This is a genomic window from Chitinophaga sp. S165 (genome assembly GCF_003182155.1).
Classification (GTDB): Bacteria; Bacteroidota; Bacteroidia; order Chitinophagales; family Chitinophagaceae; genus Chitinophaga.
Genome location: NZ_QGTG01000001.1, coordinates 1,465,243 through 1,489,828, shown reverse-complemented (window position 1 = coordinate 1,489,828; position 24,586 = coordinate 1,465,243). Strand labels below are relative to the sequence as shown.

The 24,586-nt window shown below is 45.7% G+C and carries 25 protein-coding genes; 11 read left to right on the top strand and 14 right to left on the bottom strand.

The genetic code is table 11. The features are described from left to right. Nucleotides 1–197 precede the first annotated feature (197 nt). Nucleotides 198–920, bottom strand: a complete 723-nt coding sequence (locus C7475_RS05450; protein WP_110051957.1) for a DUF5131 family protein — start codon at nucleotides 918–920, stop codon at nucleotides 198–200. Next, nucleotides 920–1,810 (bottom strand): three-Cys-motif partner protein TcmP, encoded by an 891-nt coding sequence (gene tcmP, locus C7475_RS05445; RefSeq protein WP_110051955.1) that lies wholly within the window; start codon nucleotides 1,808–1,810, stop codon nucleotides 920–922. The genes C7475_RS05450 and tcmP overlap by 1 nt, the downstream gene beginning before the upstream one ends. A 366-nt stretch (nucleotides 1,811–2,176) precedes the next feature. Between tcmP and C7475_RS05440 the strand changes: the two genes are divergently transcribed. The 3 genes from C7475_RS05440 (at nucleotide 2,177) to C7475_RS05430 (ending at nucleotide 4,618) form a co-directional block, all read left to right on the top strand. Further along, nucleotides 2,177–3,037 carry a hypothetical protein gene (locus C7475_RS05440; protein ID WP_110051953.1) on the top strand — a complete coding sequence of 287 codons (861 nt, stop codon included), beginning with the start codon at nucleotides 2,177–2,179 and terminating at the stop codon, nucleotides 3,035–3,037. A gap of 341 nt (nucleotides 3,038–3,378) precedes the next feature. Beyond that, nucleotides 3,379–3,825 carry a hypothetical protein gene (locus tag C7475_RS05435; protein ID WP_110051951.1) on the top strand — a complete coding sequence of 149 codons (447 nt, stop codon included), beginning with the start codon at nucleotides 3,379–3,381 and terminating at the stop codon, nucleotides 3,823–3,825. Nucleotides 3,826–4,144: 319 nt separating this feature from the next. Beyond that, on the top strand, nucleotides 4,145–4,618 hold the full coding sequence (locus tag C7475_RS05430) for a hypothetical protein (RefSeq protein ID WP_110051948.1): 474 nt from the start codon (nucleotides 4,145–4,147) through the stop codon (nucleotides 4,616–4,618). A gap of 228 nt (nucleotides 4,619–4,846) precedes the next feature. Here C7475_RS05430 and C7475_RS05425 read toward each other — a convergent pair whose 3' ends face one another. Continuing rightward, nucleotides 4,847–5,575, bottom strand: a complete 729-nt coding sequence (locus C7475_RS05425) for a hypothetical protein (RefSeq protein ID WP_110051946.1) — start codon at nucleotides 5,573–5,575, stop codon at nucleotides 4,847–4,849. A gap of 281 nt (nucleotides 5,576–5,856) precedes the next feature. Here C7475_RS05425 and C7475_RS05420 point away from each other — a divergent pair, with 281 nt between their 5' ends. Then, nucleotides 5,857–8,601, top strand: a complete 2,745-nt coding sequence (locus C7475_RS05420; RefSeq protein ID WP_110051944.1) for a discoidin domain-containing protein — start codon at nucleotides 5,857–5,859, stop codon at nucleotides 8,599–8,601. 23 nt (nucleotides 8,602–8,624) lie between these two features. On the opposite strand, the gene C7475_RS05415 is transcribed toward C7475_RS05420, so the two are convergent. Beyond that, complete coding sequence (locus C7475_RS05415) at nucleotides 8,625–9,734, bottom strand: nucleotidyltransferase family protein (RefSeq protein WP_110051932.1); 1,110 nt, start codon at nucleotides 9,732–9,734, stop codon at nucleotides 8,625–8,627. 4 nt (nucleotides 9,735–9,738) lie between these two features. Continuing rightward, a complete protein-coding gene (locus C7475_RS05410; protein WP_110052824.1) occupies nucleotides 9,739–10,038 on the bottom strand; it encodes a PqqD family peptide modification chaperone in 300 nt (99 codons plus the stop codon). Nucleotides 10,039–10,111: 73 nt separating this feature from the next. On the opposite strand from C7475_RS05410, the gene C7475_RS05405 reads away from it, so the two are divergent. From C7475_RS05405 to C7475_RS05395, 3 genes are read left to right on the top strand one after another with little or no spacing between them, the layout of a single operon-like run. Beyond that, nucleotides 10,112–11,011, top strand: a complete 900-nt coding sequence (locus C7475_RS05405) for a serine kinase (protein ID WP_110051929.1) — start codon at nucleotides 10,112–10,114, stop codon at nucleotides 11,009–11,011. Then, on the top strand, nucleotides 11,011–11,421 hold the full coding sequence (locus C7475_RS05400) for a lasso peptide biosynthesis B2 protein (protein WP_110051925.1): 411 nt from the start codon (nucleotides 11,011–11,013) through the stop codon (nucleotides 11,419–11,421). The genes C7475_RS05405 and C7475_RS05400 overlap by 1 nt, the downstream gene beginning before the upstream one ends. Nucleotides 11,422–11,425: 4 nt before the next feature. Then, a complete protein-coding gene (locus C7475_RS05395) occupies nucleotides 11,426–13,264 on the top strand; it encodes an asparagine synthase-related protein (protein ID WP_110051922.1) in 1,839 nt (612 codons plus the stop codon). A gap of 184 nt (nucleotides 13,265–13,448) precedes the next feature. Here C7475_RS05395 and C7475_RS05390 read toward each other — a convergent pair whose 3' ends face one another. From C7475_RS05390 to C7475_RS05365, 6 genes are all read right to left on the bottom strand, one after another. After that, a complete protein-coding gene (locus C7475_RS05390; RefSeq protein WP_146217478.1) occupies nucleotides 13,449–14,375 on the bottom strand; it encodes a methionyl-tRNA formyltransferase in 927 nt (308 codons plus the stop codon). Then, a complete protein-coding gene (locus tag C7475_RS05385) occupies nucleotides 14,372–14,953 on the bottom strand; it encodes a phage tail protein (protein ID WP_110051915.1) in 582 nt (193 codons plus the stop codon). The genes C7475_RS05390 and C7475_RS05385 overlap by 4 nt, the downstream gene beginning before the upstream one ends. 31 nt (nucleotides 14,954–14,984) lie before the next feature. Continuing rightward, on the bottom strand, nucleotides 14,985–15,536 hold the full coding sequence (locus C7475_RS05380) for a phage tail protein (RefSeq protein WP_110051912.1): 552 nt from the start codon (nucleotides 15,534–15,536) through the stop codon (nucleotides 14,985–14,987). Nucleotides 15,537–15,578: 42 nt separating this feature from the next. After that, entirely contained in the window at nucleotides 15,579–16,133 is a 555-nt protein-coding gene (locus tag C7475_RS05375; RefSeq protein WP_110051909.1) for a phage tail protein, read from the bottom strand. A gap of 261 nt (nucleotides 16,134–16,394) precedes the next feature. Then, a complete protein-coding gene (locus tag C7475_RS05370) occupies nucleotides 16,395–16,976 on the bottom strand; it encodes a TetR/AcrR family transcriptional regulator (protein WP_110051907.1) in 582 nt (193 codons plus the stop codon). A 52-nt stretch (nucleotides 16,977–17,028) separates the two neighbouring features. Further along, nucleotides 17,029–17,778, bottom strand: coding sequence for an SDR family oxidoreductase (locus tag C7475_RS05365; protein ID WP_110051904.1), 750 nt, complete (start codon nucleotides 17,776–17,778; stop codon nucleotides 17,029–17,031). Between the two features lie 216 nt (nucleotides 17,779–17,994). Here C7475_RS05365 and C7475_RS05360 point away from each other — a divergent pair, with 216 nt between their 5' ends. After that, complete coding sequence (locus tag C7475_RS05360) at nucleotides 17,995–18,456, top strand: hypothetical protein (RefSeq protein ID WP_110051901.1); 462 nt, start codon at nucleotides 17,995–17,997, stop codon at nucleotides 18,454–18,456. A gap of 27 nt (nucleotides 18,457–18,483) precedes the next feature. Here C7475_RS05360 and C7475_RS05355 read toward each other — a convergent pair whose 3' ends face one another. Both C7475_RS05355 and C7475_RS05350 read right to left on the bottom strand, forming a co-directional pair. Further along, entirely contained in the window at nucleotides 18,484–18,927 is a 444-nt protein-coding gene (locus tag C7475_RS05355) for a hypothetical protein (protein WP_146217477.1), read from the bottom strand. A 165-nt stretch (nucleotides 18,928–19,092) separates the two neighbouring features. After that, the gene (locus C7475_RS05350; protein ID WP_110051897.1) at nucleotides 19,093–20,541 is read right to left on the bottom strand and encodes a hypothetical protein; all 1,449 of its coding nucleotides are present in this window, start codon (nucleotides 20,539–20,541) and stop codon (nucleotides 19,093–19,095) included. Nucleotides 20,542–20,666: 125 nt separating this feature from the next. Here C7475_RS05350 and C7475_RS05345 point away from each other — a divergent pair, with 125 nt between their 5' ends. Continuing rightward, the gene (locus C7475_RS05345; RefSeq protein ID WP_110051894.1) at nucleotides 20,667–21,788 is read left to right on the top strand and encodes a hypothetical protein; all 1,122 of its coding nucleotides are present in this window, start codon (nucleotides 20,667–20,669) and stop codon (nucleotides 21,786–21,788) included. Here C7475_RS05345 and C7475_RS05340 read toward each other — a convergent pair. Continuing rightward, nucleotides 21,763–22,257, bottom strand: coding sequence for a DinB family protein (locus C7475_RS05340; protein ID WP_110051892.1), 495 nt, complete (start codon nucleotides 22,255–22,257; stop codon nucleotides 21,763–21,765). The genes C7475_RS05345 and C7475_RS05340 overlap by 26 nt on opposite strands. Before the next feature lie 108 nt (nucleotides 22,258–22,365). Here C7475_RS05340 and C7475_RS05335 point away from each other — a divergent pair, with 108 nt between their 5' ends. Together C7475_RS05335 and C7475_RS05330 are read left to right on the top strand one after the other, a co-directional pair. Next, entirely contained in the window at nucleotides 22,366–22,773 is a 408-nt protein-coding gene (locus tag C7475_RS05335; protein ID WP_110051889.1) for a hypothetical protein, read from the top strand. Between the two features lie 32 nt (nucleotides 22,774–22,805). Further along, a complete protein-coding gene (locus C7475_RS05330; protein ID WP_146217476.1) occupies nucleotides 22,806–24,578 on the top strand; it encodes a hypothetical protein in 1,773 nt (590 codons plus the stop codon). Nucleotides 24,579–24,586 lie beyond the last annotated feature (8 nt).

Genomic DNA, 24,586 nt, shown 5'->3' with positions numbered 1-24,586 from the left:
ATGGACATAGAATATGGCAATAAAAGTTACTTCTACTACATAGTAACAGATCAGTTGTTTGGTGATAAAGGTGTATCCGTCCTTGCGGATTATAATGGTAGCAAATTCAAACAGAGAAATAAAATGGTTAATTACGGGGTGTTAATAGCTATTCAAACGTGAAGGTAGGATATTTTGGAAATAAACCGGGTTTTGAACTATAATTCTTCAATACGGAATTCGGGCATTTCATCATATATTTTTCCATTTAATAGTCTGCCCGTTTTCTTTTTATTAGTTCCTCCCCATTGTTTAAAGAAAAAAGCAACCCCTGCCTGTTTACATTGATCCATTATGTCAAGTGCCCAGCCGGCATCCATGGGCCTTGCCTTCCAACCACTTTCACCGCCGACAATTACCCAGTCAATGTTGGTGAGATCCAGATCGGGAAGTGGCCCTATTAAGGGTTCACAAGAGAGGAACTTTGTTCTGGCATTTGTTTGTTTAAGTAGTTCAAGACGTTCAATAACCCTTTCATCCTCTATAGAAACGCCCATCCATATATTGTGTGTCCATTTCACCTCCTGATGTATCTCCAGTAATCTATCTGCTCTTTTAGTTAAGACCTGGAAAATATGCTGCGGATTTTCATTCATAACTCTGAATACCTCTTTGATAAAATCAGGAGGTACCTGGGCATGAAACAGGTCGCTCATGGAGTTAACAAAAACGACCTTTTGTCTTTTCCATGTGTAAGGTATATTAAGTGCATCAGGATGTATCCTAACCTTAAATTCGTCTTTGTATTTTTCCACTCCCATTGCATGCAGTCGTTTTGCCATTACTTCCGCATAACAAAATTTGCAGCCAGCTGAAATCTTAGTACAGCCAGTAACAGGGTTCCATGTCATTTCCGTCCATTCAATATTGGATTGAGCCATTACAATTTGTATTTAGGTTTTATGACGTCGTTAGCAATTTTTAAAGCAACCGGATTATTTGTGCCCATCATGAAATGATACATAATCGAATTCATACTATTTCTCAGTACGAAGGATTCCGATACAAAATTAAAGACAGTTTGTAATCTTTCGGCATATAATTTTCCCAGCTTATTTACAGTGTCTCTCTCTTTTTCAACTAAAGTTAGGTCGTCTCCAAATAAATTATGTTGGATAACCTCCTTATAGAATTTTCGTTTAATGTCATCTCTTTTCAGCCCGAGGAATATTTCCAATGAATTGAGCCAAACGTCTGGAATATTTCCATCGTTGACCAAAACCCGGTTAGCGCTAACTCCGGTAGGAACGAGAATCCATAGATCAACTCCTAGCCCTCTCAATGCTTCTATGGATGACCACTTTACTGACATACCATATGGATCGATAAAACATAAAGCCCTAAATTCATTGTTCTGCTTTAGAAATCCAGCGAGATCGTTTAACTTTTTATTACAATCTCCTTTTACAACATGGCATTTCCTATCAACATAACGACGGCCGATCTGATGTAATAACTGTTGTTGATATGATTCGTTTTTTTCAACGAAATAATAAAGATCAAAAGGTTTCGGCTCAGAGATATCCAATATCCTCAGTGCAGTTCCTTTCTTAATGTCTTCGGCAGTGGACATTTCTGCATTGGAATCTAATAAGCAGTTATTATTCCTTAACGATGAATTGTCCTTTATGCTGCCAGAACCCGCAAAGCCGTCAAAATAGATCGTTTTGGCCCAGCGTTGCTCTTTCATAATGGTAAGGTAGGCTTTGGCGTATGCAACAACAATGGCCATTTTTTGGTCGGTCCAGGACCCCCCAAATTGATTTGTCATAGTGTAGGTATTTACTTGATTTCTAAATTGTTTTGGTACGCGCCTGCGGCGCAGATGCAACTGATAAAGAACAATGGCACTTTACTTTAATATTGATGGTTTTAAAATGCGATATTGTATATTAATACAAGAGATTTAGCTTAAGACCTATTTATCTATGGTTTTGAAAATTATTATGCTATAATCTACGGAGAACAAACAGTAAAAAGTCAATGGATATATTGTCTGCATACCGCAACGGTCCCGAAGTTATATGAAAATATGATACATGCGAAAAAAATGGATGATTTTTCTTGAGATGATAATCCTGTTTAGAAAATACAGTGTTTCTTTTTTCCGTACCTTTATACCCTCAAAAATAACCGAATGGGTAAACAAACCGGGATCCTTCCCATATCCGGCAAAATAGGCGATAAGATCTATTACGCCCGGAAAGACAAACATGGCAAAACACACTATTTCGTCCGCAATGCACCTGACGAGGTCAGACAAACTGCAGCCACCCAAAATGCAGCCGCTGACTTCGGGACCGCAAGCCACTGCGCGAAATTAATGCGTGATGCACTGAAAGAATATACACAGCATTATGACAATGGTGCCCTGATCAATAGCCTGAACAAGGCAATGGGAGAGGTGGTGCGTGCAGATGCCGTCCATAAGCCCGGCCATCGGCAGGCGACAGGTAAAAACATGCACCTGCTGCAAGGCTTCCGTTTTAATCATCAAACAGCTATCGACAGACTGTTAAATGAAACACCGTTCATTGAAACAAGCGATGGCCAGATCACCGTTTCCCTGCCTGAAATATCCTTCAGCAGAAATAAAGCACTCAGCGGTGTCACCCACCTGAGTATAAAAGCAATTGCCTTATCGGTGAATTTTGCAACCCAGACAACCACGCATATCGCCAGCGAGGCCGTATTGATCAGGCGTAACGACAAACGCCAGGTCACGTTCACATTAAACACCAATAACAAAGAGATCACCTGTATCTTGCTGCAGGTACAGTCTTATTATGAAGTGAACGGCCAGTTGCATCTGTCTCAGAATAAGTCGGCATCAGCAATGGATCTTATCAGTGTAATACCGCCAGTAATATCCGCGAAAAAGAAAGTAAAGAAATTAAAGAATAAACTTCCCGTCTTCTGGAGTACACCTGCTATCCAAATAGTCCCGAAACGTAAAAAAGTTGTACGGACTGCACCCCGTTTGCTCCTACAGGAATAACGTACCTCTCACAGATCATGTAGCCTGGAAAAATTAACTGGAAGGATCTTCCCGCTGCCTGTCTATATCCATCCCCCTGGAAATTACTCCATTTAGCTGTTTTGCTCCCTATACAAACCTGGTCAACGAACCACAACTGACTCCTCAACCGGCATAAACCTGTTTAAACGCCCTCTCCGTCACCCCGGACAAGGAAAGTTCACAGGATTTACCCCGCAAAATTTCAGGTCCACCTCACGACCACGAAAGCTTCTGTGCTTCGCCATCTCAGCTACTATGGAATAGGGAGTATAACGGGAATGACATATATTTGAATATAACCCAAAACAACCCTATCAGCTATGTCTACAGATACAGAAAAGCTCTTTGCAGAGGAATTGAAACCCAATGAGTTTTCTTATTCGTTAAAGATCTGGTTAACAAGTGCATCACTCAGCCCTGTTATATTTGTTCTATTCGACCTGGGCATGGTCAGTGTCATGGCATTTTTGTTCATGTTATTCTTCATGTTACTATACGGGTTGCTCTTTTCCGCACCCTGTTTTGCCTTACTGTGTCTGGCGGTAAAACTAACCAACAGATTGAAGTATTCCCTGGGAATAAAAAAGGGTATACTGGTATTAGCAGGCATTGTACTGACACTAGTACCATTTTACTCATACTACCCGCAACAGGAGTACTTCAAGTTTATAGATAACGGCATGATATATTGTTATCTGTTTAGTACTATGACCGCAATAATATTTTACAAGTTGCATCCGGCGGTTAACAAGCTTATAGAAGAATAAATAGCCGGGAAAACAGCCCTTCAGCTACTTAGCGGAGCTCAAGAGGTAACAAAGGTTTCATATAGCAATTGCGGGCCTTCGGCCGGTTCCCTGCATTGTTGGTGAAGCCAACCAAAGTACCAATGCTCAGCCCTAATACCAATCCATAGTAGCGTTATAAGCGGGCGCCGACCGCAATACTATGTGAAACCTAAGCGAACTCCGATAAAAGACCCAGGCGCAACAACCCAATATTGCATATTGAACCATAAGAGAACTCCAATAGCCACTCCCCAAAGAGCAATAACAATTACATATATTTGACGGATAAATCATCCCTATGCATACCCTCACTCCTGAGGTGAAATCTAATGAATTCACCTATTCGCTAAAGACCTGGCTGACAATTGTTGCACTAGGCCCTATTGTATACAGGATCGCTTTATTGTCGGAGTATAGTTTTCCTGATTTTGAAGTGCTTATAACGGAGTTCTATTACATGTTTTTTGTCGGACTACTCTACTCTTGCCCCAGTTTTGTTTTATCCTATGGTATCGTAAAGTTGGTCAATAAATTAAAGCGGTCCATGGTCGTGAAGAAATGTATACTTCTTGTGCCTGGTATCTTAGTGACAACACTGGCCGTTTATTTATTCGATAATCTCTGTCACATCTTCGACCTCAGAATGGACCGGGTTTGGACCTGCTATCTGATCAGCACCATCGGCGCCATTTGGATCTATAAACTACATCCGATAGTAAAAAAAAGTAAAGGAACAAATAGCACAGACCCGGCCCGGTCACAAACGTGTTAAATGTTAAGCGGAAAAGAACCGGACAGGAATGTCCGGTTGTCGTTTTTCACGTTATAAAGAGACATGAACTTTGTGTGAAAACATGTCCCGCACGCAAGATAGAGGGACGTGTTCAATAAAAGTCTTAATTAGATGTTAACACAAATAGCTACATGACAATTACATCTCCGTGCAAAAAAAAAGACGCTCAGTGATGAACGTCTTTGTTATCGATTGCTTATACAGTTTTTAGTATGGCATAATTCCAGTAAGCTTTTTTATCATAAAGACAACTATAGCTACCATCACCAGGAGCAAAAAATACCCCCGCCTCTTTGTTCTATCGTCAACATGTTTGGTACGTTGGGTCTGATAAAAACTCCAGATCAATAATACCAGCAGTAAAGTCCCTGTCACGCCAACAATGATCTTATTGGTCGAAAGGTATACACCTAGCATAAGAGGGGCAGTGAGCAGCCCCACAGCAATCGGATAGCGTTCCATTATAGGATAGGGATTTCGTTCGCCTATAGGCTTTATCTGGTGAAGTAATGCTTCCAGTTCGGGAAAATCATCTATCTGGGCTGGAACATAAATAATGTCTCTGTTTTCGTTAGCCTTGATAACCAGATTCCCTTTTTTATCTCTTAAAATTTCTTTTATGTCAGCGATAGCTATTGACACCACAGGGGTATTGATCTGCTGCCGTGTAACATTGTTTTCATTAACTGTGATGATGAAAGTAGCCAATAGCTTTTTTTGTCTTTTGATGGCGCGCATATAACTCCAAACCGCTACCACTAACATGAAAGCGAGAGGCAGTAGCAGATCGGTCGGTGTATTGTCCTTGCCCTCGGTATATTTCAGAAAGATGATCAGCGCTATAACAGTAGATATAAGCATTATTGCAATTGATCGGAAACGGTTTTTGCTGATAACCTGATCAACTCCTTCAGGGGAAAGTTTAAAAACTTGCATAATAGGGATATATTGTTGTAGTGGAAAATGTGAGTGCACGAATATATTAATTCTCTGGTGAATTCATGCCTCATCTCATTTGGATTTCTATACTATTTTCACTAGATTTAAGAAAACCCTTCTCCCTATAGTACTGAGCAAAGAAAACCCTCCCGCACAACGGGAACTCAAACAATAAATAATGACTATTCCACGATTTATGGCCGCTCACGGGCCACCTGTGCGCCTGCGCCAAATAGTTCACGTAAAAAATTATCTCAAAGTAACCCAAGTTAAACCTTATGCAGAAAATACTATTACTCTGTGCTGCACTCACCCTATCCATTGCAGCAAAGAGCCAGACATGGACCCTCATCTGGAGCGACGAATTCAATGGCTCCTCCCTCGATCTTACAAAATGGTCGTACGAAACCGGTACCGGTGTAAACGGCGACTGGGGCACCGGTCAGTTAGACCGCGCCACCGATCGCATTGAAAATGTTGGTATCGAATCAGGCATCGCCGGCGCCAACGGGAACGTATTGAGAATTTCTACACGGAAAGAATTTTATATAGACAGGAACTATACCAGCGGCAGAATATTTACAAAAGGGAAAGCCAGCTGGGGCCCGCAACACAGGATCGTTGCCAGGGTATGGCCCAAAGGCGTACGCACCATGGGACAAGGCTTCGCTTTCTGGATGATGCCCGATGAACTGCCCCAGGGCCAAAGTACACTCAGCTGGCCGCAGGGTGGAGAGATAGATATCATGGAATACGTCGGTTCTATCCCCACCTTTAACCTCGGGTCTACACACTATGCCTGGGCATGGAACAATAACCAATGGGCCGATTGGAATCACGGCCACCAGGGCGGCTATTACAGTTTCGCAGAAACACAGGCGCCCGACAATCCCGAATTTATCCGCGTGGACCTGGGCAGCGTAATGTCTGTCAGCAGGGTAGAACTGACCTGGGAAAATACCGGCAGGTCATTTAAGGTCCAAACCTCTACAGACGGTACCAACTGGGCTGACGCCTATTCCACTACTGCGGGCGACGGTGGCCTCGATGTCATCAGCTTCTCCGCCAGGAATGCCCGCTTCGTGAGAATGTACGGTACACAGCGTTCCAACGACTGGGGCTATTCATTGTTTGAGTTCCAGGTATTCGGAAGCACCAGTACTAACCTGGCGTTGAACAAACCTGCCGTTGCTTCCAGCACACAGGGCGCCGATGTTGCCGCCGGATTGGCATTTGATGGCAGCGCCAGCACCAGGTGGGGCAGCTCCCTGCGCAATCCGGACTATCAGTGCTGTGCCCAGTCATCCGCTACAGATCCTGCTGTTGGCGCGAACGGCTGGCACGAGTATGGCATTGACTGGTTTGCCGACAGAATGGAATTCTTTGTAGATGGCAACGTTTATCATATCCATTATTTTGAAGATGGCGCTGCCTTTGCAACCGATGGAGAGAATGAGGCACAGGTGCAACTGATCAACGGCAGAAGGGTACGTAAATCGGAATTCTCCAACCTGTACCCCGAATGGCATCCGTTCGAGCATAAATTATATGCTATTTTGAGCGCCGGTGTTGGTGGCGGCGGACAAACCTATGGTGGTCCTATCGTCGACCAGGCAATCTTCCCTGCAGATGTATATATCGACTGGGTAAGGGTATATTCCAATGGCACTGCTTACAATCCTCCGCCAGCCGTTACACTTACCAGCCCGACCGGTACAGAAACCTATTCAGCTCCGGGTACTGTCACACTCACAGCCAATGCCAGCGATCGTGACGGCGGCACCATTTCGTCTGTCAGCTTCTATAACGGTACGACGCTTATCGGTACTGATAACACTGCACCGTATAGCGTACAGTGGTCTAACGTGGCAGCAGGCAACTATACCGTACATGCCAAAGCAACCGACAACGGCGGCGCTACTTCCAGTTCTAACGAGGTGACCATCGCCGTGAATGGCGTGAACTCCAACCTGGCATTGAACAGGCCAGGCACAGCCTCCAGCGTTACCGGCAGTTTTGCAGCTTCCAATGCATTTGACGCCAGCGCCACCACCCGCTGGGAAAGCGCCTATACCGATCCCCAATGGATCTATGTAGACCTGGGAAATACGTACAATATCAACCGTGTGAAGATCACCTGGGAAACAGCCCTGGGCAGGGATTATCGTATTGAGGTCTCTAATGATCTCAACAACTGGCAGCTGTTGCAGAATGTAACCGCCAATACCGCTACCGTGAACGACTGGACTAACCTGAGTGGCTCCGGACGGTACGTGCGGGTGTATGGAACGGCCAGAGGGACCCAATACGGCTATTCTATCTTCGGTATGGAGGTGTATGGCGGCGGTACCCAAACATCGTCTAATATCGCCTTAAATAAGACAGGAACGGCATCAAGCGTGGTAGGTGTGTTCAATGCGAATAACGCCTTCGATGCTAACGCCGGTTCAAGATGGGAGAGTGCCTATTCCGATCCTCAATGGATCTATGTTGACCTGGGCGGCAACTATAACGTGAACCGTGTGAAGATCACCTGGGAAACTGCCCTCGGCAAGGACTATCTGGTACAGATCTCGCCCGACCTCAATACCTGGCACCTGCTCAAGACCGTAACAGCTAATACAACGACGGTCAACGACTGGACAAACCTCAGTGGCGCCGGTCGCTATGTTCGTATCTATGGAACGGCCAGAGCTACCCAGTGGGGATATTCTATCTTCTCTGCAGAAGTTTACGGTAGCGCAGCCGCTCCATTAAGTACACTGGCTGCAACTAAACCCGCGGACGAGAAGATCGCAGAAATTAAGTTCAGGGGTTATCCCAATCCTGTGATCAATAACTATCACGTGGAAGGAGTAGAAGACCGCGCCAGGGTGAACGTGCTGAATCTCGACGGCTCACCTGCACTGAGAACACAGGTAGTGAACGGCGTTATTAATCTCACACAACTGAGGAGTGGTTTGTATATCATCCAGATCTTCAGCAAACAGGGAGTGATCAATGAAAAAGTGATCAAACAATAATGATGTAAACCCTGCGTAACCAGTTACGCAGGGTTTCTTAACTTCTTCAACAGCCGGAAAGGTTTGGTAAAATAATATAGGAAGAAATAAGGCATCCTCATTGTCATAACATCTTCGCCATTAGGTCTCAGCAGGAACCGCAGATACTGCATCAGAACAATATACTTTGCTTTCAGACTGGTCATGAAAGTAAACCTGATAAACGCCAGTTGCAGGAACTTGTTTTCCTTCCGCGAAGGCTCATCTAACAATCGCTTCATCAGCAAATGATAGGTCTTCTCCGGTACAGGGCCCGTTGCAGCGGCCGGAAAGCCCAGCAGGTTGGAGGCCAGTTGCTTCCACAGGTCTTCAAAACCCTGCAGCTCCGTGGAGATATTATACGGCCCGTGACGGTACAGTAAAGCCATATCCAGCAGGGAACGAAGATGGGGATAAAAGTCGCTGGCCCCGTTGTTGACCAGCATTAACTTATAATATTCCTCATACGTATAGTCCCGGCCGGAGATATAATCACTGCCCAACAGCTCCTCAAACTGGTACTGCATTGTCATCAGTGTTTCCGGTGGCCGGTAGTGGAATTCAAAACTCAGCCACTTGCCCCGGGAGCAACGTTTACCAAATACTACCTCTTTGGTATGGTCCTTAAAATGGTCCGGATAACTGCTGAAATATTGTTCCAGGTGCATTTCATAACCATTCGCCTGCATTATGGATACCACAGTTGCTACCTGGTCTTCCCGGATAATAATATCCATGTCAGTAAACTCCCGCATCCCGATATCATGATATACCATCTGGGAAAAGTCCATGCCCTTATAGAACCGCGCAGTTACCCCATGCTGTTGCAACCGGGCAATAATATCATCGGTCACCATCTTCCTGTCAAAAGCAAATACAGAGAACTCCCTGCAGTACGCTTTGAACAATTGCAAAGCCTCCGCAGGAACAACTCCATGCAACTTGTTTAATACATGAAAGACCACCGGCCTTATCCGGTGCCGTGCTGATAATTTATACACCCGCTGCCAGTCAACAGGCTGACCGGATATATAAGTACAAAGCGTAGAAGCTGAACTGGTTTGCAGGTATACCCTGCAGCATAATAATAGAATAGTAACCTCAGGTTGGCGCATAATATCAATCAACGATAAGCATTTGGTGCTGCATCATTTTTTCGAGAAAAAGAAGGGTTTCCTGTTCGCACAATTGCATGCTGACTGCATATTCTTCCATCAGCGCATGCACTACCTGGTGGATAGGCACAGGCTGCTCCAGCTTTTCCCAGATGGCGCTGCCTATGGCATTAAGACCTATATACTGTCCGTTATGAACATCCATTAACACAACCTCTTCCCCGATGCGGCTGATCAGGAAATTTCGTTCGTTCCTCCGAACGATTGTCTCTTTGCATAGGGAAGTCTGTACAGTTTCTGACATATGTTTAAACATTAGTGGTTACTTATGTGTATAACTATTGTAACATTATTTAACCAGAAATAGTTCGCTGTCCATGTATAAATATTGGGGCTTTGGCCTGCATATTACATCCGAAATTGAATTCCCTGAGTTGCTGCCGTTCGATTTTAAGCACGCTGACGTAAATATTACCCTGGGGGAAATACCTGCTGTTGATGCCATCACGCTCTTCTCAATGGGCCGCATTACCTACAAGATGAACGACCGGGAACTGGTCTTCTCGGTAGACGGTCTTACCAGTTATTATGTCACTGGCGGTAACAGTATCGTTATCCAGCCTTACCCTAGCGATGTGCAGGAACGCGTCGTCCGCCTCTTTGTACTCGGTGCTGCCATGGCAGGCATTCTGCAACAGAGAAGACAGATCCCTTTGCATACTGCCGCCGTTATTGTAAATGGCCGGCTGACGCTTATCGCCGGACAGTCAGGCGCCGGTAAGTCCACGACGCTCGCCGGACTGAGAAAACGGCAATACAAGATCTTTAGTGATGATATCACTGTACTCGAAGAGTTGCCCGACGATGACCGTATCAGTGGCATCGCGTCTTATCCCATGATCAAGCTATGGGAAAATTCTATGAAGACATTACAGCTGGACGATCGCTCATTCCCCATTGTACCCGGCTTTGAGAAGTACGGTTTTTTCTTTCACGGCGCTTTCGATACACAGCATTATCCCGTTGAAAGGATCATCCTGCTGGATGCGCAGGACGAAATGGAGGGTATTCATCATAAGCAGTTATACGGAAGTGAAGCGTTCGCGGCAGTTGTGCAACATATTTATAAAGCATCTTTTTTCAGACAACCCACTATGCGTGCGCTCTGTTTCGATGTTATCAGTAAATTAGTGAATGGCTCGGAAGTACATCAGGTGTCACGCCCTTTCATATGTGAGCCCGATGCATTATTGGACGTAGTAACTTCAATTATGTGATGAAAAGAAATGTCTCCGCAATACTGCTCTTCGTACAGGCATGGATCTGTATTGCCATAGCCCGCTGTATGCTTGTCTTCATGCCATTCAGAAAAATAGCGCCCCTGCTGGGTAAGAGTGTTGATGATGATAATACGTCCGGTACCCCTACATCACTCCGCCCAAAAAGGATACGTACTGCCATTAAAAGGGCGGCCGCCTGGTCGCCCTGGAGAGCAAAATGTTTTGAACAGGCGCTTGCCGGAAAGATCATGCTCTCCTGCAGGAATATGTCCGGCATCGTCTTCTTTGGTATCAATAAAGTGGGTGATGAATTGCAGGCGCACGCCTGGCTGGAAAGTGAAGGAGTGATCGTCACCGGTGGCAAAGAAGCCGCTCAATTTATTGTTATCGCACGTTTTAAAAGCTGAGCTGATGAGCGCCATATTCGGGATAATCAATAAGAATGGAAAGCCGGTAACAAAAAATACCGTGGATCTGATGGTCGGCGCAATGCAGCACAGGGCCGTCAACGGCCAGTATACCTGCAACCATGACAATGTGCTGATCGGTCAATGTACCCTTCGGTTCTTAACAACAGAAACGGCCCCTGTTATGCCTTTTTTTCCGGAGGATGTTATTATCGCAGCAGACCTGCTACTCGATAATAGGCCTTACCTGCTGCAACAGACGGACCTCCCGGCTGAAGTGTCTGATGAGATCTTATTATATTATGCCTATCGCAAATGGGGGAATGATTGCGTACAACACCTCGAAGGGGAATTTGCATTTGGCATCTGGCATAAGAATGAACAACGGCTGCTGCTTGCTACAGATCACATGGGGTGCAGGGCCCTATATTACTACGACTCGCCTGAGATGTTTATCTTCTGCACCGAACAGAAGGGCATCCTTGCAGTAAAGCCCGGCCCGCATATATTCAATGAGGTTAGTCTGATCGAATATTATTTCCGGCAAACAGATCCCGCCGGTACTTATACAAAAGATGTTTATGCACTGTGCGCAGGAAATATGCTTACACTGCAGGACAATACGGTCCGCATAAAAAAATATTGGACGCCTGCTCCGGGTAAATACCATTTTAAGAAATTCAATGAATGGACAGCGTGTTTGCAGGACCTGTTGAAGACGGCCGTAAGGAACAGGATCTGCGGAGATAAGCCTGTCGGTATCACCTTGAGCGGAGGACTGGACTCATCTTCCGTAGCGTGTATCCTGGCGCCGATGCTGGCAGAGATGAACAGGCCACTGTACGCTTTCTCATCCGTACTGCATGAAGGATCAGAAGGAGAAGACGAGCGGAAGTATATTGATATCGTCGGACGCGCTTGCCCTAATATCATACAGCATTACGTACACGCAGAAGGTACCGGCCCTTTTCAGGATACATTACATGCATTTGAAAAAGACGAAGTGTTCCCCAACGTCTTTTACTATATGGACCATGCTATCCTGGAAGCAGCGCAGAATAATGGAATTGGCGTGCTCTTCACCGGCTACGGCGGCGATCATTGGGTGTCCTGGAAAGGCAATCCCGTCATTTATAATATGATTAACAGAGGCGCGTTCGGTAGTGCCTGGAAGCTCTTGAAAACATTTTCAAGAACAGAAAGGAAGCCGCTCTGGCCAATTGTGAAAAGAGAATATATCCGGCACACATCTTGGTACAAGAAAATGAACAAGCCGAAAGTCAGTCATATCGGACTTGGTCTGCAGGACAATTTTTATAACAGTTATCGTGACACGCTTACATTCGGCTCCATACGAAATATCAGGGAAGCGATGCTGGAAAACATCAGTAGCGGCCGTACAGGCTTATTCCCGGCCATGCTCGCTAACAGGAATGAAACATATGGCATGCGTTCCGCAGTTCCTTTACTAAGTAAAAATGTAATGGAATTTATGATGGACGTTCCCCCGGAACTGTTCATATATGGAGGCTATAAACGAAGCCTGTTGCGGCACGCCATGCAGGGTGTCCTGCCTCCTGAAATACAATGGAGAACAGATAAGGGGATGTATTCGCCCGATTTCTTTACACGTATAACAAGCAGTAAACATAACATAACACGTATCCTCGAATCGGACAACGATCACGCAGGGTTCAGATATTATCTGTCAAGAGATAGCCTGCAAACCTGCGCCAGCAAAGATGAATTGGCTATGATCAGAATAACGCAGGGCGTTATCAGTAGTATGGTCGTGGCCGCTCTGCAAAAAAAGGGATATGTTTTTGATGATAAATTTTCTTAACTTGCTGTAACTCAGATACCCATATTTTTTTTAGTAACTCAAATATCCAAATATGAAAAACGAGCAAATGCAAAACAAGCCCCAATGGGAGACTCCAGGTATGACAATTCTTGCTGTTAATGAAATTACACTCGGCGGCGGCGCTGCTGGTACAGACTTCGGTTCTGAGATAAGTGCTCCTTGATCAGGAACCTAATCTCACACCATGATTAAGTCCGTATATGCTTGTATGATATGAAGGCAAATAACCATCATGCATATAAAGCATATTGGACTTAATACTCTTGCCACCGGCACAAGCAATGTACAACCCATCTCCCCGGACCATTATGGTGCCTGGTGGATGGGCTGTCTGCAATTCAGTTACCATGCCATCCATGAGTTTGACTTCCTGTCCCTGAAAGACAGTTAGCGCCCCTTTGTTCCAGGGATTACAAGCCCTGATAAGGTTGCAGATCTCTAATGCATCCATCTTGCCCCAGTCAATCAATACATCTTTCAATTGCGGCCGTTTATGATAAGCGCCTGTCGTCCCCTCTGTTGCTGCTATTTCGGGAAATGGCGCCAGCTGCCGTAACGCATTTAAAATAATAGCCACACCCTCCACACATAACTGGCTGCATAACTGTTGTACCATGCCATAATGGTATTGCGGCAAATTAGCAATGCTCCTTGTCCATACCACCTTGCCCGCATCAAAACGGGAAGACAGTTCATGAATGGTAAACCCCAGCGTAGGCTGTCCTGTTTTCAGTTGCCAGAATGCAGGCGACGGACCGCGGAAGGAGGGAAGCGGACCGGGATGTATATTATAGGCTGGCACACCGCTGAAGCGTGTTACATCCAGCAGGTGCCGGTAGCCACACACAAACACCGTTTCCGGCTGTGTATCTTTCAGCCAGTCATATACATCGTCCGCCGGGTTTGTTTCATACCTGGAAGGCAGTTTGGACGCTTGTATAAAGCCGTTCACTTTCTGATGAACGATCGGGTCTTCCGACGGAGCATAAAAGATACACACCTGCAAACCCTGGTTTGCAAGTGTGTATGCCATCGGAATAAACAGATCGCAGTTGGAGATAATACCTATGCGCATAGTTTGTTTACTCAAAAAGAAGAAGGATAGATGCCTTCAGTGGCAATGATATAGTACATCACTACATATGGCATCGAGTTATCGTGTGGCTGCGTTTGCCCGGTCGGGTTCATGGAGGCTGGGTCCAGCAACGCATTTGGTGTGGACGTACCGCCCGATGGTAAAGGCAGCGTAGTGTAAAGGTTGACGTCAGGATAAGCCGTAGGCCCGGTATTGTTATTACCGTTGGTAACAGCCAGCAGGTTGTTCGTCGGATCACCGGTGGTAGCGGTTGTGTTAGTAGCCACAAGCGCATGTGTGTGCGACGGGATGTTGGATTGCAGCAGCGTTACATTCGGAGTGCCGGCCATCTGTCCCAGTGTATAGGTCTGGCTGCCTCCCGAAGGAGATATCAACCCTGTACTTACTGCGATCCGCTGCCGCAGGTCGGGCAATGCAAATGTGGTTTGCCCGTCGCCGCCGTATTGCGTACCAAGTAGTGTGAACAAAGCCTCATACTGGCTGATCGGCAGGAGTGCGCCATTGCAGAGCGCCCATCCTACAGGGGCGAAATTGCCGGCAAATAGCCTGATCTCGCCTAAGTAATTATCCATATAAAATCAGTTAGATGTTTTCGAATGATGTTTATGACCTTGATGGGAAGATACCTTGTGTAGCAATACAGTAATTCATTGCTATGTACGGCATCCTGTTCGTGTGAGGCTGATTGCCGCCAGTAGGAGTAATGGAAGGCGCCATACTCACCAACGGTCCTCCCGCCGGGGCAAAGAGGTTCACTGTACCCGTGTTTTGCCCCGGTTGTGAAGGACTGGTAGGCGTATTCGGATTCGCAAAGAAGTTGGTATTCGGACTACCGGTATCATATGATGTATTGGCGCTTACAAGGTGTGTATGCGCCGGTAGATTGGATTGCACTAATGTAACGGTCTCTGTACCTGCAGCCTCACCGATCATGTAGCTGGTACCGCTTTTGCTGGTGCCCGTACCAACGATCGTTCTGCCGTTCAGATTAGGCAGCATGAAAGTGGTCGTACCATTACCTCCATAATAGACGCCTAAGAGGGCGAACAACGCCTGGTTCTGGGCTATAGGCAATGTTTGCCCGCTGCAGATCACCCATCCCCTGGGTATCTGCGTATAAGGGAATAACCGGATCTCTCCGAGATAATTTTCCATAACGATTTTTGATAAGATAAGGTGAAAAAATGAGGTTACTGATCAGGGCCTTTGAGGGAAGACGCCTTCTGCGCAAATGCAATAGGTCATTGCCAGGTAAGGGTCCATGTTAGGATGGGGCGTAGTGCCTCCGGCAATCCCTATCGTCTGCGGATTTAACACGTTTCCTGACTTGGCGTTGGAATAGACGACAATACCCTTATTGGCCGTAACAGAATAGCCGTTTGTCAGGTATGCATTAACGCCGGGTGTTGAAATAGCAGCAGCTGTCTGCGGCTGACTGGTACGGACTACCGCCTCTATGTTGTGAATGTGAGCGGGCATCGTGTTGGTCGTCAACGTGACTGTTTCCGAACCACCGGTAATACCAGGCGTATTGAAGCCCGGCTGTGTAAGATTGACGCCCATTGCCGCTACGCCCCGAAGGTCAGGCACTGCAAAGTTAGTCGTACCGTTGCCGCCATACTGGACGCCCACGATAGCAAATAAAGCGGAATTACTCTGGATGGGATACAGGTTCCCATTACAGGGTAGCCATCCACGTGGGGTAAAATTGAAACCAAAGGCTCTGATTTCGCCGATATAACCATCTGCCATAAATGTGAGTTTTGGGTGAAATAATTAGGATTGTAAAATGAAAATGTAAAAAAAGAAAGAGGAGTGGTATAAATAGTCTTTCATGAATCTGGCGTTATTTTAAGGGGAACATTCTGTTTATTCAGCAAGTGGATATGTACTGCATGACTCTATTCCTAAATGTAGGAAGCGTTAGGGGAAAATAAAAATTTAAGGGAAAATAAATGTCTTTTTATTGTCCCTTAAATTCGGTAATATATAGTAAATAGGTATCAATAACTATTATACCAGTACGGATAAAGCAACTTTCACTATATCATCCAGGAACTTCTTATCCGGATTCGACTGCTCACTGATGCGTAAACCGACGTACGTATTGAAAAGATGCCTGGCAATAGCCGTCGGCGTGAAGGTCTTACTGATCTCTCCCTGCTGTTGCGCCTCTTTCACCCATTGCGTAAAGAGGTGCTCGATAATATCCGTGTTCCGGAATACGAACTCGCATACCTCCTTGTCAACAGTTGCCAGTTCCGCTGTAGTGTTTACGATCAGGCACCCATTCCCCGTGCCGCTCTTCAGAATAACATCTACCAGGTAACGAAAAGCGGCTTTTATTCTCTTCACCGGAGATGCAATGTTGCTGACCGCGTCACTTAGTGCGCCATGCTCACCTGCCTGGTAGTACGTAAGACAACGCATAAACAGGCTATGCTTATCTCCAAAGGAGTTGTACAGACTGGAACGGCTCAGCCCCGTTGCCTTTGTAAGATCATCCATAGAAGTACCGTTATACCCTTTGTTAAGGAACAATGCAGTAGCTTTTTTTAATACCGTTTCTTCGTCGAATAATACTTCTTTTGGCATCGGATCTGAGTTTTATTGTTTGGAATAATCGTTCCAAATATAGGTAAAAAAATTATAACGTACTCATACCACCGTCAGCTACCAGTTCTGCACCCAGCAGGAAGGAGGAATCTTCTGACGCCAGGAACAGTACTACCTTTGCTATTTCTTCCGGAGTACCAAAGCGGCCAACAGGTATTTGTGACAGAATACCGCTTGCAGTAGCAGAAAGGTGTTCTTCTGATAATCCTAATTTATTATAAAGCGGAGTGCTAATTGGTCCGGGACTTACGGCATTCACCCTGATCTTCCTGTTAAGGAATTCAGCAGAGAGGTTACGGATTAGGGTCAGCTGTGCGGCCTTACTCGCCGCATAAATAGCCGCATTGGCCATGCCGATATGGGCGTTGATGGAAGTATTCAACACAATGGAAGAACCATCTTTCAGCAACGGTAATAACTGCTGTATTGTGAAGTAAGACCCTTTTACATTGATGTCGAACTGCTCGTCAAAGAATGTTTCATCTGCCGATTCAATGGACGTAAACTTTGCAATACCTGCATTCAGAAACAGAATATCAATAGAAGGATGTACGGCAGCCACCTGCGCCCGCAGGTTATTAATGTCTTTCATATTACCAGTGTCCGATACAATCCCCATTGCCTGATCTCCCAGTTCTTCTACTGCTTTGTCAACCGATTCCTGCCTGCGTCCTGTAATGATTACTTTAGCGCCTTCTTCTATGAATAACTTTGCAGTGGCAAATCCAATACCGCTATTACCACCTGTAATGACTGCTACCTTGTTTTCTAACCTGTTCATAAAATGTAATTTACTGTTTTCGTTAATAGTGTTTGTGTGTGTTTGGAACGTTCATTCCAATGCAAAGGTAAGTATGTGGAACGAATGTTCCAAATAAAGTTTGAAGAACTGGTTAAGGCCCTCGGTGGAACCGTCATATGCTGCCTTGCGGCATAGATATTTTGATTACTTTTAATGCCAATTAAGATTATACCTATGTCCAACCCTTTACATAACATGCCAGGGCAGAGCAACGTTGCCAATTTACCACGCTGCCATGCAAAAGATCCGTTGTGGCAACCGGTCGTCAGCATCATAGCGGCTGGTGTCATGATAAATGGAACAATAGACGCTTTCCTTAAAAATGAAGGAACTACATTGAGGATCGTGATGATAGTTATTTCTCTGATTTTTGTTTTGATGATACCATTTTCGTATCGCAATATTGACCTGTACCAGGATAGGATAGTTATTAAGTATCCGCTTGGCTTCACTTCGAAAACAGACGAGGTTTTCCTCCTTGCGAACTTAGATGAGGTCGTGTTTGCGTTTACCCATAGAAACAACAGAGTAAATATGATCTTTAAGATCAATGGTAAGAACGTGAAAAATGCTTTTATACCGGAGGAGGTCGATGAATTTATTCTCCATCTGACGAGGTTAGGCGTTAAAACGGAAAAGAGACCAGTTTCCTTATAGATACTCCTGATCTGCTGCCTTGTTACTTTATTCCTCTCCCGGATGGTCCTGGAAGTCTATAAAGTCCTCTACTGCACTCCTGGTCTCTTCATCCAGTTCAGGATGATTCAGCAAGGCATGCATCTTCTCCGTCAATGCCTTATGCTCAAGGTAATTCTGATCTGCATTGGTCAGGCGGTTCAGCATCCAGACTGTTAGCGGCGTAGGCTTCCTATCCAGCGAGGCAAACAGGTAAGGCTGGTAAATATCATGAAAGGACTCCAGTGTATGAGCCAGCGGTCCGGGTGAGCCATAATCTAAATGAGGATGCTTTTCAATAAGCCGGAAAATAGGTTCTATCGCCCTTTCCCTGTCAGCATTATGTTTCAGTCCTTCCATCAGATCGTAGAAATAGGAGATGTTGTCATCATCGGAGCGCTGCGCCGGCGCAAAAGAGGAAAGTGCGTCGATAATCTCATCAGTCGTCATCATGGAATGTCAAGGGTTTAAACGTGAATACATCAGGCCCTGATATTTTGGGGTAGCCTGTATTACTGAAAAGAAATTATTTAAATATAGTACAACTCGCTGAAAGTAGCCTTCATAGATGTGTGAAGTTTGCTCTCGCAGAAGAGACTGCATAAAGTGTTCCAGAAACTATAATTGGATAACTTTATCTCCTTTTATGAACCGGGTATCTTTTATAGCTCCCGGCCCCTCAAAGCGGTATTGTACTCCCACGATATCGGTCGCTTCATATTGGGCAGGGTAAGAACAGGCTACTTCACCATCCACCAGTATCCGGATATGCTTATCTTTCGCTTCTACTTTTAACTGTACCCACTGGTTCAGGTCCCGGCCAAATTTTGAGAGGTCCGTGTCCATGCTTTGCAGTGATTTGCCGCCCGCGTAGAGGCCGATATTTCCTACACAACCCTTCGCACATAGCGGAATATGGAACATATCGTTTTTACAGAGGATCAATATCCCTATCCGCTGGCAAACAGCAGAACCCTCGCTAAAGTTGCTTTTTACCGTAGTCTCAAAACTGAAATCATCTGTCCGCAGGCCGCCCATGTCCTGTACATTATAAAAACGCAGCGGTGGATTATCAGGTTGCAATGTAATATTATAAGCTTCCAGTGTACTTTTATCTACTTCAATGATATTGCCCTTCAGGAACTCCTTCCTGTTAAAATATACCGGTACATCCTTCTCAGGATCAACCATAGCCAGCCAGCCGTTAGAACTGATCATCAGGTCATGTTCCTTCATGATCTGTTTACCTACCATCAGTTTAGCCCTAAAGTACCCGGGCCGGTAATAGATAGAGGAGTACTCCCTTTTATCTTTCGGAACAGCAAATTTCCTGCGTACGTCCCACGATTGAGATATAAACACCGTATCACCGTCTTTGGCAGCGCTGGCGTCATATCTAAAGATGACAGAATTGGGCACGCCTGTCAGCACTGTCTTGTTACTGCTGAATTTATAAGCCGTTGGGTCTGCGGCCGGCTTTGACCTGCCATTGGACAACAACGCCACGTAAAGGATGATTGCCACTGAAAGTAAGCCTAATGCCCAGTAAGGCCACCTACGGGTACGTTGATGAACACCTCCCGATACTTTGGTAGGTCCACTGTTACCGGTAGATGGTCCGGTAACGGCTCCAGGTGTTCCAGCTGATATCCCATTGTCCGTTTCTGACCGGTTAAGCGCTATTATAGCTTCAGCCGGTGAATCGGTAGCCAGCTGCCCGGAAATGCTATCGATGCTGCTATCGGGAACGGTGGCTTTTTGTTTCCCTACCTGTTGCTGTGCATTGCCGGTCAGGGTCTTTCGTTTAAATGTTCCCCAGTCAGGATACCCCGCGTATTGTGCCAATGTATTTAAGGTGGTGATCGCTGGAGAATTGGTATAGGATAATTTTCCCCAAAGTCTCTTCAGGGTCGTAATACTTAATATGACACCGGTCGCCTCCTGGATGGACTCACTCAGCTTTTCGAAGTCGTAGCTGTTCCAGTCACTGTTATCACCCCTGTCAAATCGTATTTCTGCCAGCGCCAGGCATCGCTGTATGTAATCTGTTTCTAAATTGTTTTCCATCTGATAATTAATTTGTTATCTACTTGAACAGACTCGCACAAACTTGTATCCTTGCTGAATTGGCATCAAGTTACTTATTATTCAGCTTTGCCCCATTATCATTTGAAAACTTAAAACAACAGACCATGTACAAGACATTCAGCTTCTTTTTCCTGCTCCTGCTTTCTACACATATCATGGCGCAGAAGGATGGAAAACGTCCCGGTAGGTCCTCATCCTCCTCAAGCCGTATATCGGTAGCCCTGAAAGCTGATAACTGGATCACCCAGCGGGATTCAGTCGAATTCCTTAACCACCGTTCCGTATCAGCCATGAAGGTAATGAGGGGTACTGCAATATTGAAAGACGTCGACTTCTCAGACGGAACCATAGAGTATGATATGGAACCCCTTAATAATGCCATGGTCATGGCCTTTTTCAGACAGGGCTCCCTCGATGAAAGGGAATGCTTTTACTTCCGTACCTATGTAGCCGGCAATAGCGAAGCCATAGACGCTATTCAGTATACCCCTTATCTTGGCGGCGTCAATATGTGGGATATGATGCCTCATTACCAGGGGAATGCCAGCTTCCAGCGCGACAAATGGAACCATATCAAACTGGTCATCTCAGGTAAACAAATGTGGGTGTATGTGAACGATACTTCCCGTCCTGCCCTGAAAATACCACGGCTGGAAGGTAGCACAACACATGGCAGCATCGCTTTCGAAGGACAGGCATTTATCTCTAACCTCGTTATTAAACCAGGGCAGACGGAAAACCTTTCTCCACTGGAAGGTCCTGACCCTACGGATAATGATCCCCGTTATATCAGGGACTGGAAAGTGAGCGCACCGCTGGCTACTAAAGACGTTGATTTCAGCAACTCGTTCATGCCTGCTAAAGAAGCTGCCTGGGAGCCTATGTGGGCTGAAAGGAGAGGGCTCGTGAACTTGACAAGGAAGTTCGGTCCGAGTAAAGAACGCCGTATCGTATGGCTGAAAACGAACATTCATGCTGCCGGCAACGAATCCCGTAAACTAAATCTGGGCTTCAGTGACGAAGTATGGGTCTTTATCAATGGAAAATATCTCTATGTAGATAAGAACCTTTATGGTATGCCGCTGTCAAAGTTTCCTGATGGCCGTTGCTCCATTGAGAATACGAGCTTCAATGTTCCCTTACAACAAGGCGATAACGAACTGCTTATAGGTGTTGCCAACAGCTTCTTCGGCTGGGGTATCATCGCGCGCTTAGATAGTTATTGATCTTAAACTTCTCTATCTGCCGCCTGTGGCGCAGGATGTGTACAATTGCATGCTCCATCATCTGCTCTATGTCATACACCTGTCCCCATCGGGCGGCAATTTTTTTTGTTTCCTCAAACTCCTCCAGTTCACTGTCCTTAATATCCCGGAACACCGTTTCCGTAAACTGAAATGCCTCCGTCAGGTCCCTGATATATTCCTTTGCCGAAGTATGATAGGTCTTCTCCGGCCGCACCAGCTGGTAACCATAATAGTGCATAATATATATGGCATAGCTGTAGGCGGAATTAACAACGTGTGAGAGTACCGTCTGCACCGAACGGCAATTTTCATCGGCCGTCTCATTGTCCACAACAGTGACAAGGTCCTTATCCGGAATGTCCGAAATGACAGCCTGTAACTCGGTGATAACTTTCTCGTATTCATCGAGCAGTGCGCCCTTTGCGCCCTGTCTGTACACTTTGCTCATATTAAGTATTATATATTAATAAAATTAAGTTATAATATTGGATTTCAGTTTTTATTGAGTATTTTCATGCTTTTTCTGCCTACTTCTGACACACTTTAATTATTGCAAATGCAAAACTTCGTAGCACTTCCAACAGAAGAAGCTGAGGCACAAAAGGCGCTCCAGGATCTGCTGGATCAACCGGACCAGCTGCTTTTACTCATACTGGGAGACGATGATGTAGCAGATGAAGCCACAGATACGGCCAATTTTATACGTTCACGCATCGGAAAGAACGGCATCAGTATGTACGAAATGGTTGTATTTGTAAAAGTAACTGCCCCAATGACTATCCTCCCGCTGCTCAACAAACTGAAAAGCCATGAACGTGTAAACCTGGCTGACTATAATGACTTCGTGCTCCTTTCAATTTCCCCTTTCAGGAATATTATTTCAGAAGGAGTGACCAGAGCCCGTTTTATGAAAGGCCGGGGCAGTATGAACACTGCTGTCATGACTGCCTACGCGAACGGATGATCCTCCCTGTTTTACCTTAATGAGAATATTATATGCGACTTTTTATATTGCCATGTGCTATCCTGTTCTTCTTATGCAGCGCGCATCACGCGTTCTCTCAATCTGTCATAACCGTCCGGGAAATAGACCAGAATAACAAGCCATACGATAATAAGAACAATGCCGATATCAACAGTCAGCTGATGGTGCGCTTTGATCGTTCTGCTTTTATCAGGAAGGTAAATACTGCCGGTATTGGTACGCCATTGCCGCAAGACGCTGTAAACCTGCTGAACGTCTTGTACGAGGGGACCCAAAAAGTAGAAGGATGGTCAAAAGGAATGGAAGCTGCCATCAGGAACTACGTAAGAGGTGATAAAGCCAGCCTGACCACCTTCATTGAACGTACCTCGTCCATCGCACAGGAAATCGTTATGGTCTTCGACCGCGATCAGCAAACGCGGGATTATTTCGAATCTTATGAAGACGTGACCGACATATGGGGCGGTATCCTGTACGCCCTGAATAAAAGGATCGCAGATCTTGAAGAACAATTGTCTAACAGTCCCGCATATAGCGATGTCCGCATCCAGATCGGAGGATGGCTGATGCATAACAACCTGCCGTCTCCACTGCATTTTAACGGTCTTGATGCTAATCCGCTGGGCGAATATTATGAAGTGGAGCGATGGAAGTTCACACTGACTGACGCACAGTTATCACAGCTGGAAGACATTCAGCAATGGGTGAAAAGCAGCCAGCAGCGGGAACTGAACGTCAGTGAAATATTACGCGGCGAATACGTGCGTCAGTTTACAGACATACTGCAACAGAAGCTGAAGACCGACTTTGAAGACTTTAAGAAAGAAGGAGAGAAAGTACTGGCTACTTTACAAGACCAGCAGATCGTTACAGATGTAAAACAGATCCTTGCTCAGGGCGAGCGGGTAAAGGCGCTGCTGACAGACAGGGTGCAATATTACCAGGCTATGGTAAATAACACACCGGCCGATGCTACTGCTGTTATATCAAGGCTGCAGTCCGACGTAACAACGATCAACAAAGAGTTCAATAAAATGAAAGGACTGCTGACCGATTTCCAGTCTCATGTCCCTTCAGCAAGTGCCGAAGTGAAGGCACAATGCGCTAATCTCCTCGCTATTGCCAGTGGCAAAATATCAGAACTGGCCGGTATGCTCATCCCGGATGATCTGCTGCATTTCGGTCAGCAGGAAAAGCGCCTTGCACAACTGGCGCTTAGCTTTTCCGATAAAGTTTACTCATTGGCGCTGGGAGATATACCTGCCGAAGCAACGACCGACCTGTTATATGCAGGCTACCGTCAGTCGGGCGACAGGGTAGTGATCAAGATGGTGGTGACCAATACCAATGCCAGGAAGAATCTGTTGGAAGAAACGCACAGTGTGACCTTATATCGCATCCTGCCTCACCTGGAAGCTACAGTTGGGGTTATTTTTGCACATCCGTTAACGGCTACCAGGATAGAGAAGGACGTGCAGATGGCGCCTTATTATAACGTACTGTTCAAAGGCATTCTAGGCATGAGTCAGAAATGGAAACGGAATTCCGCTTTACCTAACAACCTGCTGGACATGAACTTCGGGCTGCATGTATCGTCGCCCGATTTTGATAAAGATGATGTGCCGGAACTGGGAATAGGCGTTGTGGCGTCTACCCTGAAAGATTACCTGCAGGTTGGTTGGGCCTACAATCTCTTTCAGGGCGCCAATTATGTATTTATCGGCTTCAGACTGCCAATACCGACCATGAACCTGGGCGGTAACAACAATGGGGCTATAAAATAAGCAGGCTG

Coding starts and splice junctions, on each gene's coding strand:
- C7475_RS05450 (WP_110051957.1), bottom strand. CDS start 920: ATGGCTCAATCCAATATTGAATGGACGGAAATGACATGGAACCCTGTT.
- tcmP (WP_110051955.1), bottom strand. CDS start 1,810: ATGACAAATCAATTTGGGGGGTCCTGGACCGACCAAAAAATGGCCATT.
- C7475_RS05440 (WP_110051953.1), top strand. CDS start 2,177: ATGGGTAAACAAACCGGGATCCTTCCCATATCCGGCAAAATAGGCGAT.
- C7475_RS05435 (WP_110051951.1), top strand. CDS start 3,379: ATGTCTACAGATACAGAAAAGCTCTTTGCAGAGGAATTGAAACCCAAT.
- C7475_RS05430 (WP_110051948.1), top strand. CDS start 4,145: ATGCATACCCTCACTCCTGAGGTGAAATCTAATGAATTCACCTATTCG.
- C7475_RS05425 (WP_110051946.1), bottom strand. CDS start 5,575: ATGCAAGTTTTTAAACTTTCCCCTGAAGGAGTTGATCAGGTTATCAGC.
- C7475_RS05420 (WP_110051944.1), top strand. CDS start 5,857: ATGCAGAAAATACTATTACTCTGTGCTGCACTCACCCTATCCATTGCA.
- C7475_RS05415 (WP_110051932.1), bottom strand. CDS start 9,734: ATGCGCCAACCTGAGGTTACTATTCTATTATTATGCTGCAGGGTATAC.
- C7475_RS05410 (WP_110052824.1), bottom strand. CDS start 10,038: ATGTCAGAAACTGTACAGACTTCCCTATGCAAAGAGACAATCGTTCGG.
- C7475_RS05405 (WP_110051929.1), top strand. CDS start 10,112: ATGTATAAATATTGGGGCTTTGGCCTGCATATTACATCCGAAATTGAA.
- C7475_RS05400 (WP_110051925.1), top strand. CDS start 11,011: ATGAAAAGAAATGTCTCCGCAATACTGCTCTTCGTACAGGCATGGATC.
- C7475_RS05395 (WP_110051922.1), top strand. CDS start 11,426: ATGAGCGCCATATTCGGGATAATCAATAAGAATGGAAAGCCGGTAACA.
- C7475_RS05385 (WP_110051915.1), bottom strand. CDS start 14,953: ATGGATAATTACTTAGGCGAGATCAGGCTATTTGCCGGCAATTTCGCC.
- C7475_RS05380 (WP_110051912.1), bottom strand. CDS start 15,536: ATGGAAAATTATCTCGGAGAGATCCGGTTATTCCCTTATACGCAGATA.
- C7475_RS05375 (WP_110051909.1), bottom strand. CDS start 16,133: ATGGCAGATGGTTATATCGGCGAAATCAGAGCCTTTGGTTTCAATTTT.
- C7475_RS05370 (WP_110051907.1), bottom strand. CDS start 16,976: ATGCCAAAAGAAGTATTATTCGACGAAGAAACGGTATTAAAAAAAGCT.
- C7475_RS05365 (WP_110051904.1), bottom strand. CDS start 17,778: ATGAACAGGTTAGAAAACAAGGTAGCAGTCATTACAGGTGGTAATAGC.
- C7475_RS05360 (WP_110051901.1), top strand. CDS start 17,995: ATGCCAGGGCAGAGCAACGTTGCCAATTTACCACGCTGCCATGCAAAA.
- C7475_RS05355 (WP_146217477.1), bottom strand. CDS start 18,927: ATGATGACGACTGATGAGATTATCGACGCACTTTCCTCTTTTGCGCCG.
- C7475_RS05350 (WP_110051897.1), bottom strand. CDS start 20,541: ATGGAAAACAATTTAGAAACAGATTACATACAGCGATGCCTGGCGCTG.
- C7475_RS05345 (WP_110051894.1), top strand. CDS start 20,667: ATGTACAAGACATTCAGCTTCTTTTTCCTGCTCCTGCTTTCTACACAT.
- C7475_RS05340 (WP_110051892.1), bottom strand. CDS start 22,257: ATGAGCAAAGTGTACAGACAGGGCGCAAAGGGCGCACTGCTCGATGAA.
- C7475_RS05335 (WP_110051889.1), top strand. CDS start 22,366: ATGCAAAACTTCGTAGCACTTCCAACAGAAGAAGCTGAGGCACAAAAG.
- C7475_RS05330 (WP_146217476.1), top strand. CDS start 22,806: ATGCGACTTTTTATATTGCCATGTGCTATCCTGTTCTTCTTATGCAGC.